Raw genomic sequence first — 8,829 nt, forward strand, 5'->3', positions numbered from 1 at the left:
TTGCGACCTTGAGCCGACCGTGCCGGACGACGATAGCATAGGAGGTGGGCCCCTGCCTTCGCAGGGGCACGGTGTATCTGATATATGCTAGATAATCACGCAGCGGAGGGCGCACCCTACCCCGACATCCGCGACCCGCGCGTGATGGTCGCGGTGCCGCGCGAAAGGCGCCCGGCGATGGCGGCGTTGTGGGCGCTGGCCGAGCGGCTGGCTCGGTTGATCGGCGATGCGCGCGAGCCGATGATCGGGCAGATCAAGCTTGCCTGGTGGCGCGACATGATGGCGATGCTCGCGACCGATCCCACCGCGCTGCCGAAGGGCGAGCCGCTGCTCGCCGAATTGCAGGCGACGTGGGCCGGGCAGGACGGGCTCGATGCGCTCGTCGACGCGGCTGAAGCAATGCTGCTCGCCGAGAATGAAGCCGAGCGGCGCGAGGCGGCGGCGGGGTTCGGCGAGGCGTTGTTCCGCCTTTCGGGTGGTGCGGGCGGCGCGCGCTGGGGATTGCTTTGGGGCGCCGGGCTTCAGGCGGGCGAAGGGGAGGGGCGGCAATTCCTGGCGGACGCCCGCGACCAGCCCGCGCCGCCGCGCGCGTCTTTCGGCGGAAGCAAGGCCTTGCTGATGCTCGACCGCTGGGCCGCCGCGATCGCCGCGCGGGATGGCGAAAGGCGCTGGCGGAGCGAAGGGTTGCGGTTGCTGCGGATCGGCCTGTTCGGGCGCTGATCGACAAAAACACGCCAGGGGTGGAAATGCCGCCCCCGAACATCTATCTTGCGCGGTACAGAAATAGGGTCGCAGGGGATAGACGCGATGTTCAACGGGCTGATCGCCTATCTGGATTCGATCAAGGCGCGCGATCCGGCGCCGCGGTCGCGCTGGGAAATATTGCTCTATCCGGGGCTGCTCGCGGTCGGCATGCACCGCATCGCGCACTGGCTGTTCGAGGCCGACCTGTTCTTCCTCGCGCGCTTCGTCAATCATTTCGCGCGCTGGATGACCGGAATCGACATCCATCCGGGCGCGCAGATCGGCCGCCACCTGTTCATCGACCATGGTTTCGGCGTCGTGATCGGCGAAACGGCCGAGATCGGCGACAATGTATCGATCTATCAGGATGTGACGCTGGGCGGCACCGATCCCGCCAACGGCGTCGGCGGCAAGCGCCACCCGACATTGTGCGACGATGTGATCGTCGGGTCGGGCGCGCAGATTCTTGGGCCGGTCATCGTCAAGCCGCGCGCGCGCGTCGGCGCCAATGCGGTGGTGACCAAGGACGTGCCCGAGGGCGCGGTGATGGTCGGCATCCCGGCGCGCTCGACCCTGCTCGATGCAACCGAATATGCGCGCGAGTTCGTGCCTTATGGGACGCCGTGCAACGAAAGCTTCGACCCCGCGACGCAGAAGGTCGAATTGCTGCAATGCCAGCTCGAACAGATGCAAAAACAGCTCGCGATGCTGATCGCCGAGCGCGATGCGCGCAAAGAGGAGACCGACGCGCCGCAGCGCAAAGGGAGCCGGAAAAGCGCCTAGGAACGCGAATCCATGGGGACGGTGACGCCTCTGCCGTTCGCCAATCGGGCGGCGTCGCAGCAGACCGGTTTCGAGCGCATCGAACTTATGCGCATTCTCGATCTTTATGGCCGGATGGTCGCGGCGGGGCATTGGCGCGATTATGCGATGGATTTCCACCGCGATGCGGCGATCTTCTCAGCCTTTCGCCGCGCCGCCGAGCGCCCCGAATACCGCATCGAAAAACGCCCCGCCTTGCGGAGCCGACAGGGCATGTGGGCCCTTGTCTCCGAAGCCGGGGCGATCCTGAAACGCGGGGACGAGCTAACCAATGTGCTCGCCCCCGTCGAACGCAAGCTTATGAAGCTGGTATCGGGCTGACGGCCCGCACCGTCGCGGGAAGCTGGTTCGCCAGATTCGCGGGCAGCAACCCCACCACCATGGCGCGGGCATTCTGCCAGAAGGCCGAGAGCAGCAGCAGCGCCGATCCGATCACGAACGCGGTCAGCGCGACATTGAGTTCGACCGCGCCGAAGGTGCGGAAAAGCTGCGTCATCGCGAACAGCACATAGGCGAGCGCCGAGACGAGCAGCGCGCGGCGGTCGATCGCCAGCGCGATCAGCCCGAACAGGATATAGATGCCGACGACCATCACCGCGGCGCCGCTGCCGATATCGTCGCCGCGCGTCACGCCGAGCAGGTGAAAGATCGGGTGGGCGATCATCGGCGCCGCGAGCAGGTGGAGCCAGAAGGCGACGTCGCTGCGCCGCGTCTGGCGCACCCGGTCGCTGCGGTCCCACCACATGGCGAGCGTGAAGACGCCGAGCCCGGCGATCAGCACCAGCGTCATGACGAGGTCGGGCGATGTCGACACGCCGAATATGGACAGGACCAGCGCGACCGCAGTCGCGGCGATGGCGGCGGTTCCGGCGGCGACGGTGATCGGCACCATGAACCGTTGCCAGTGCAGCCAGGTCGCGCCGGCGGTAATCAACGCCATCGCGCTGACGACGATCGCCATCGTCGATTCAGCCGGCTGATGGCCGAAAATCGCCTCGCCATGCTTGACGAGGAACCCGATCATCGAACCGAGCACGCCGCCCGCAAAGGCAAGGACAAGCACGATGCTGGGCAACGCCATACGGCGCAGCCTCGTGAAATATTCGGCGAGGCCCCACGCCGATGCGGCGACGAAGACCCCGGCGAGGGCGGGGTGGATCGATTCGCCGATCCAGCCGACCGCGACGAGCAGGATCACCGCGGCGATGCTGACGAAGATGTCGTTGAAGCCGGTGATCAGGCGGAAGGATTCCTCGTCCGCTCCGGGGGCGGCGCGCACCGACGCGACGTGCGACCGAAAGGCCTGCGCGGCCTCCGGCGTCATCACTTTCGCATCGACCGCGGCTTGCAGGTCGCTTTCACTATACATCGGGGTCGTCCTTCTTAGACCGATCCCCTTGCCCCGCCTGGAATATGGCATAGGCGTATTGGTGTGTCAATACAGTGCGGCGCCAATCGCAGTCCCATCATCCCGGCCTTTGCCGGGATGACGGATAAATCTCAGCCGAGCGCCTGCAACGCCTTCATCACCGCCATCGACTGCTCCGCGCCCGACTGCGGGACGGTCTCGCCCTTGCGGTCGATGATCTTGTCCCAGGCGGCGGCGACGCCTTCGGGGGTGCGCTCGCCCTCGGGCAGCGCGATGCCGGGGGTCATGGTGACATAGGCGGCGTGGAACGCGCCGGCGCCGGCGCCGACGATCATGTTGGTCGGGGCATCCTCGCTGACCAGATAGAGCGCAGCGGGGACGACATTTTCCGGCGTGAATTTCTCGAACAATTCGGGCGGGAAAATATCCTCGGTCATCCGCGTGCCCGCGACCGGCGCGATCGTGTTGCAGCGGATATTATATTTCGCGCCTTCGAGGTGGAGCGTCTTGGTCAACCCCGCGAGGCCCAGCTTCGCCGCGCCATAATTGGCCTGGCCGAAATTGCCATAAAGGCCGGTCGACGACGCGGTCATCAGGATGCGGCCATAGGCCTGCTCGCGCATGATGTCCCACACCGCCTTGGTGACGTTCGCACTGCCGAGCAGGTGGACCTGGACGACAAGGTCGAAATCGGCGGGCTCCATCTTCGCGAAGCTCTTGTCGCGCAGGATGCCGGCGTTGTTGATCAGGATGTCGACGCTGCCCCAGTCGGCCTTCGCCTTGGCGACCATTTCGACCATATGGTCATATTCGGTGACGCTGCCGCCATTCGACATGGCGGTGCCGCCCGCCGCCTTGATTTCCTCGACGACGGCCAGTGCGGCGTCCGAATGACCGGTGCCGTCGCGCGATCCGCCGAGGTCGTTGACCACGACCCTGGCGCCGCGCCGCGCGAGTTCGAGGGCATAGGCCCGGCCGAGCCCGCCGCCCGCGCCGGTCACGATGGCAACACGCCCGTCAAACTTGATCGTCATGATGATCTCCCGAAGGGGGCAGCCGAACGGTTGCCCGAAAAAACTGGCCAAGAAAGCTGGCCAAAAAAACTTGCCCGTCCTTAACCGTTCGCAGCGGGCAGGCAATAGGGCGATTGGGGGCGCGTGAAAACGCATGATGAAACAAAAATGTCATCGAAATGACGTGCAACTGTCATCTGCCGGTCATAACAGCCCAGCGATTGTCACCTTATGCTATGGAGCAATTCGCCGATGCGCCACGCCCTGACCGCCGCCCTGCTGGCGACGACGCTTTTCACCCTGCCGACTGCTGCCCACGCCCAGGCCATGACCGCCGAGGAAGCCGCGGACCTGCGCGCGCAGATCGCGGCGCTGAAGGGGCAGGTGCAGATGCTCGAGACCCGGCTCGACGCCGCGATGGGGCAACCGGCGCCGCCGCCGGTCGCGGCGCCCGCCTCCCCCGCGCCCGCCGCCCCGGCGGCGGCGGCGAAGCCCGCGACTGAAATCGTCTGGAAGGGCGCCCCCGAACTCAAGACCGCCGACGGCTGGAGCTTCAAGCCGCGCGGCCGGATGCAGGTCGATGTCGCGAGCATCGACGCGCCCGCGGGCGTGACCAACACGCGCGGCGGTGTCGCGACCGAATTTCGCCGCATCTATCTGGGCGTCGACGGCAAGATTCCGGGCGGGTTCGCCTATCGGGCCGAGGCCGACTTCGCGAACAGCGGGGTCGAGCTGGCCGATGTCTATCTCACCTATGGTCCGGGGCCTTTCTCGGTCACCGCGGGCCAGATCAAGCCCTTCTGGTCGCTCGACGAGTTGACGAGCGACCTGTTCAACAGCTTTACCGAGCGCGCGGCCTTTACCCAGGCGTTCAATTTCAAGCGCCGCGTCGGCCTGTCGGGGCAATATAAGGGCAAGGCGTTCCTGCTTCAGGGCGGGATATTCGGCGACAATGCCAATGACCTGCTGAGCGATACGAACAACAGTTTCAGTCTCGACGGGCGCGCGGTGTGGATGCCCCGCCTGGGCGATACGCAATTGCATCTCGCCGGATCGGCGCATTGGCGCCAGCTCAACGACGGGCCGAGCGGGGTGCGCTACGCGCCGCGACCGTTCGTTCACACGACCGACGCCCGCCTCGTCGATACCGGCGTCTTTGCCGTGTCGAGCGAACGCGGGCTGGGGCTGGAGGGCGCGGTGCTGCGCGGGCCGTTCCACGTTGCGAGCGAAGCCTATTGGCAAAAGGCGAGCCGCCCCGGTTTCGCCAACCCGACCTTCTTTGGCGGCTATGCCGAGGTCGGCTATGTCCTGACGCGCGGCGACAGCCGCGGGTATAAGGACGGCGCATTCGATCGCCTGTCGCCGAAACGCCCGATCACCGAGGGCGGTCCGGGGGCGATCGAGATCAACGCGCGCTACGACCATCTCGACCTGAACGATGCCGGGATCGTCGGCGGGCGCCAGCGGACGCTGGGCGTTTCGCTGGTCTGGGCGCCGATCTCTTACGTCCGGCTGACCGCCAATTACGGCCATCTGATGGTCGACGATGCCGCGCTGGGCACGGTGACCGGCGACCGCGACTATTCGGCCGACGCCTTCGGGCTGCGGACGCAGTTCGATTTCTGATCAGGCGAGCAGGGTTTCGCGGAAAATTCCGCGCATGCAATGATCCGAACTCATCGCGGCGCCATAGCCACCGGCGTTGAGCAGGGCGAGGACGTCGCCCTCCGCGAGCGGCGGGAGCAGGGCGTCCTCGGCCCACAGGTCGAGCGCTTCGTTGATATTGCCCGCGATGGTGCAGCGCTGGAACGACGCGGGGTCGGCCGTGCGCGGGACGCAGGCCACGGGCTCGCAGGGCAGGTCGTAAAAGGCCGGTTCGGGATGCAGGTTGAAACCGCCGTCGACGCTGACGAACAGCGTGTCCTGCTTGCGCTCGACATTGGTGACTTCGAGCAGGAGCATCCCGGCATCCTTGACCAGATAATCGCCCGGCTCGACTGCGATTTCGACCGTGCGACCCGCAAAATGACGCCGGAGCAGCGCCGCCCATTTCGCGAGACCGAGCGGCCGGTCCGACGCGCGGTGCGGCACGCCCAGCCCGCCGCCGATATTGACGACGCGCACGTCGGGAAGGTCGGCGAGAAAGGCGAGGCCCGCCGCCAGCGCCGCTTCCCAATCGCCGAGCTGGTCGTCGAGATAGCCGCAGCCGACGTGGAAATGCAGGCTGGTGACGCGAAGATCATGCGCCCGGACGGCGGCGAGCGCCTCCGCCCATTGTTCGCGATAGATACCGAATTTGGTGGTCCGGGCGCCTGCGTAAGTGAGGCGTTCGCTGTCGCCATAGCCGACTCCGCGCGCCGGATTGACGCGGATGCCGATCGCGCGTCCGGGCCTGCGTTCGCCGATGCGGCGGATCATCCCGATCGAATCGCAATTGATGACGAGGCCGTCGTGCACCAGCAGCGCGTCGAGATCGCGGCGCGAGACGCCGGTGCCGGTGAAGCTGATCCGGTCGGCGCCGAAACCGCAGGCGAGCGCCTGATCGAGTTCGCGCGGCGAGCAGATGTCGATGCCGCATTGCCCCGTCCCGGCGAGCATCGCGAGCAGCGCCGGATGACGGTTGGCCTTCATCGCATAATAGACGCGATGCGCGCGGCCGGTTTCGGCGAACGCGGCGCGCAGCCGCGCGAGATTGGCGCGGACGCGGGCGGCGGAATAGAGGTAGAGCGGGCCGTCCGCCGCCGCGGCGAGGGCCGCGACGTCATGGCCCGCGAAGGTCAGCTGACCGGCCTCATAGCGAAGATCGTCGCGCTCCCACCAATGGCTTGTCATCGCCCGGGCCGGTCAGACGGGCGCGACCGCGCCGCCCTGCGCCGCGAGGAAGCGGGCGCCGACCGGGCTGATCGCCTCGTCGCGTCCGGTGATCCAGCGGCGGCAGCCGGGGGCGCCGCAAGCGCAGGCGAATTGCGCGTAAAGCCTGTCCTCGGTCGCGGCATAATCGATCGAGAGCAGCTCGCCCGCCGCGATCGCGCGCAGCGCCACCAGTTCAAAGCGCGTCATGTCGAGGCGGCAATTGGGGTCGCAGGCGTGCGACAGATAGCCGATATGCCGCGTTCCCGCGATGTGCCGCCCCGGTCGCACCTGCAGGCTGTGCTGCGAGACGCGCGGGCCGATGTCGCCGTCGAAACTCTCGATGACGCTTCCCGGTGCGCAGTCGTGCAGCGCCCGGACGCACAGGCCCAGCGCGGCGTCGCGACAAACCGCGAGCAGCGGCGCGGGCGCCGCCGGGTCGGGCACGAACTTGCACGACGAACTGAACATTCACCACCCCCCGATCGCGCCGTGCCCCCACAGGCGGCGCCGCGGCCCCTAATCCGAATCGTTTAGCGCGAATATCTTATGGAATCGTAGCCTGTTCTGTCCGTGATCGCGATCATAGCGGATATCGTCCATCGTCGCGCGCACGATATGAAGGCCGAGCCCGCCGATCGGACGGTCCTCGATCGCCAGGCCGGTGTCGGGCGCCGCCGCCGCGAGCGGGTTGAACGCGATGCCGTCGTCGACGATCTCGCCCGCGATCCGCCCCTCGGCGACGTGCAGCGCGACCGTGACGGTCGGCTCGCCCTCACGGGCGCCATGGGCGAAGATATTGCTGACGATCTCGTCGAGCGCGACGAGCATCTGCGCCGCGGCGCGATCGGGAACCGCATTGCCTGCGAGAAAAGCCTCCGCGCTGTCCATCAGCGCCTGCAAACCGGCGCGGCTGTCGGACAGGGTGCAGTTATATTCCGTCGCCACGACACCGATCGATCCAGGGGCAGGGCCTTGCGCCTGCGGGGCTTCAACTTAATCGAGTGGAAAAATTTCACAATCGCTACATAAGGGTGCGCGGCGGCGCGCGCCAAAGGGCAATGGGACGGAATGATGGATATCAGCGAACAGCAACTCGACGGCGCATGGCTGGTCGCGGCATCGGGACGGATCGACAGCAACAGCGCGCCGGAACTGGAAGCGGTCCTGCCCGATCGCGTCCAGCAGCATCCGGCGACGATCATGGACCTGGCTGGTGTCGCCTATGTCAGCTCGGCCGGGCTGCGCGTCTTTCTGAAAGGGATGAAGGCGGCGAAGGCCGGGGGGCACCGGCTGGTGCTGACCGGCCTGTCGCCCGCGGTCCACGAGGTTTTCGACATCAGCGGTTTCACGCCGATCTTTGCCATCGAGGCCGATGTCGCGGCGGGGCTTGCCGCGCTCGGCTGATCAGGCCGGACCGACGACGGCAAGGGCGCCGTTCGGTTCGAGCAGCGCCTCGATCCGGTCGATCGTCGTGGCGGGCGGTGCATCGCCGGTCGCGCGAACATAGGATTCGGCGGCGGCGGCGGTTCCGGTATCGGTGACCGCCAGCAGGCGGGGGGCGACCGGGGGATGGCCCTCGCTCCAGGCCAGGTGACAAAGCTGCGTCGCGGCGAATCGGTCGCGCACGGCGGCCAGCGCATCCTCGGTGGTCCGTTCATGCCAATGGCGTTCGAGAAAGCTTCGCGCCGCGACCGCCAGGGCGAGCGCCTCGCGCGCATCCTCGTGGGCGCAGAGGCCGACCATCAGTGCGGCCCGACCTTCGCTCTCGCAGAGCGCGAAAAAACAACCGGCGGCCGCGTCGCCGCATAGCCGGGCGGCGACCCGCGCCCCTACGGCGGCGGTATCGATCGACGGAAACGCCGCGCCGCGCCAAGTGGCGAAGGCGTCGGCGTCGGTGCGGTCGCGTCCCGACGATGCCCGCCTGCGCATAAGCGTCGAGCCGGAACCCGGCCGGGAGCGGGATGTCGCCGACGCCGCCGGTCACCATGGCGGCAAGCGCGGTGCGCCCTTCGCTGCCGATTGCGACGC

Annotated in this window: 11 protein-coding genes; 5 read left to right on the forward strand and 6 right to left on the reverse strand. The window is 67.3% G+C overall.

Annotation, left to right across the window (positions count from 1 at the left end):
• Positions 1-84 precede the first annotated feature (84 nt).
• The 3 genes from CVO77_RS19605 (at position 85) to CVO77_RS19615 (ending at position 1,887) form a co-directional block, all read left to right on the forward strand.
• Positions 85-720 (forward strand): isoprenoid biosynthesis enzyme family protein, encoded by a 636-nt coding sequence (locus CVO77_RS19605; RefSeq protein WP_106000517.1) that lies wholly within the window; start codon positions 85-87, stop codon positions 718-720.
• Positions 721-807: 87 nt separating this feature from the next.
• Positions 808-1,527: a serine O-acetyltransferase EpsC gene (gene epsC, locus CVO77_RS19610; RefSeq protein ID WP_106000518.1), complete on the forward strand. Its 720-nt coding sequence runs from the start codon at positions 808-810 to the stop codon at positions 1,525-1,527.
• A gap of 12 nt (positions 1,528-1,539) precedes the next feature.
• On the forward strand, positions 1,540-1,887 hold the full coding sequence (locus CVO77_RS19615; RefSeq protein WP_106000519.1) for a DUF2794 domain-containing protein: 348 nt from the start codon (positions 1,540-1,542) through the stop codon (positions 1,885-1,887).
• On the opposite strand, the gene CVO77_RS19620 is transcribed toward CVO77_RS19615, so the two are convergent.
• Positions 1,865-2,935, reverse strand: a complete 1,071-nt coding sequence (locus CVO77_RS19620; RefSeq protein ID WP_106000520.1) for a hypothetical protein — start codon at positions 2,933-2,935, stop codon at positions 1,865-1,867. The two genes, CVO77_RS19615 and CVO77_RS19620, sit on opposite strands and share 23 nt — an antisense overlap.
• A 131-nt stretch (positions 2,936-3,066) precedes the next feature.
• Positions 3,067-3,969 (reverse strand): SDR family oxidoreductase, encoded by a 903-nt coding sequence (locus tag CVO77_RS19625; protein WP_106000521.1) that lies wholly within the window; start codon positions 3,967-3,969, stop codon positions 3,067-3,069.
• Between the two features lie 231 nt (positions 3,970-4,200).
• On the opposite strand from CVO77_RS19625, the gene CVO77_RS19630 reads away from it, so the two are divergent.
• Positions 4,201-5,574, forward strand: coding sequence for an OprO/OprP family phosphate-selective porin (locus CVO77_RS19630; protein WP_106000966.1), 1,374 nt, complete (start codon positions 4,201-4,203; stop codon positions 5,572-5,574).
• Here CVO77_RS19630 and CVO77_RS19635 read toward each other — a convergent pair whose 3' ends face one another.
• The 3 genes from CVO77_RS19635 to CVO77_RS19645 are packed head-to-tail and all read right to left on the reverse strand — an operon-like array spanning position 5,575 to position 7,746.
• Positions 5,575-6,780 carry a diaminopimelate decarboxylase gene (locus CVO77_RS19635; RefSeq protein ID WP_106000522.1) on the reverse strand — a complete coding sequence of 402 codons (1,206 nt, stop codon included), beginning with the start codon at positions 6,778-6,780 and terminating at the stop codon, positions 5,575-5,577. It lies immediately after the preceding gene.
• 12 nt (positions 6,781-6,792) lie between these two features.
• Positions 6,793-7,269, reverse strand: coding sequence for an SET domain-containing protein-lysine N-methyltransferase (locus CVO77_RS19640; protein WP_106000523.1), 477 nt, complete (start codon positions 7,267-7,269; stop codon positions 6,793-6,795).
• Positions 7,270-7,317: 48 nt separating this feature from the next.
• Positions 7,318-7,746: an ATP-binding protein gene (locus CVO77_RS19645; RefSeq protein ID WP_242446026.1), complete on the reverse strand. Its 429-nt coding sequence runs from the start codon at positions 7,744-7,746 to the stop codon at positions 7,318-7,320.
• A gap of 126 nt (positions 7,747-7,872) precedes the next feature.
• Here CVO77_RS19645 and CVO77_RS19650 point away from each other — a divergent pair, with 126 nt between their 5' ends.
• The gene (locus CVO77_RS19650) at positions 7,873-8,205 is read left to right on the forward strand and encodes an STAS domain-containing protein (protein ID WP_106000968.1); all 333 of its coding nucleotides are present in this window, start codon (positions 7,873-7,875) and stop codon (positions 8,203-8,205) included.
• On the opposite strand, the gene CVO77_RS19655 is transcribed toward CVO77_RS19650, so the two are convergent.
• Complete coding sequence (locus CVO77_RS19655) at positions 8,206-8,730, reverse strand: hypothetical protein (RefSeq protein ID WP_106000524.1); 525 nt, start codon at positions 8,728-8,730, stop codon at positions 8,206-8,208.
• Positions 8,731-8,829: the final 99 nt, after the last annotated feature.

The organism is Sphingopyxis lindanitolerans (assembly GCF_002993885.1).
GTDB lineage: Bacteria > Pseudomonadota > Alphaproteobacteria > Sphingomonadales > Sphingomonadaceae > Sphingopyxis > Sphingopyxis lindanitolerans.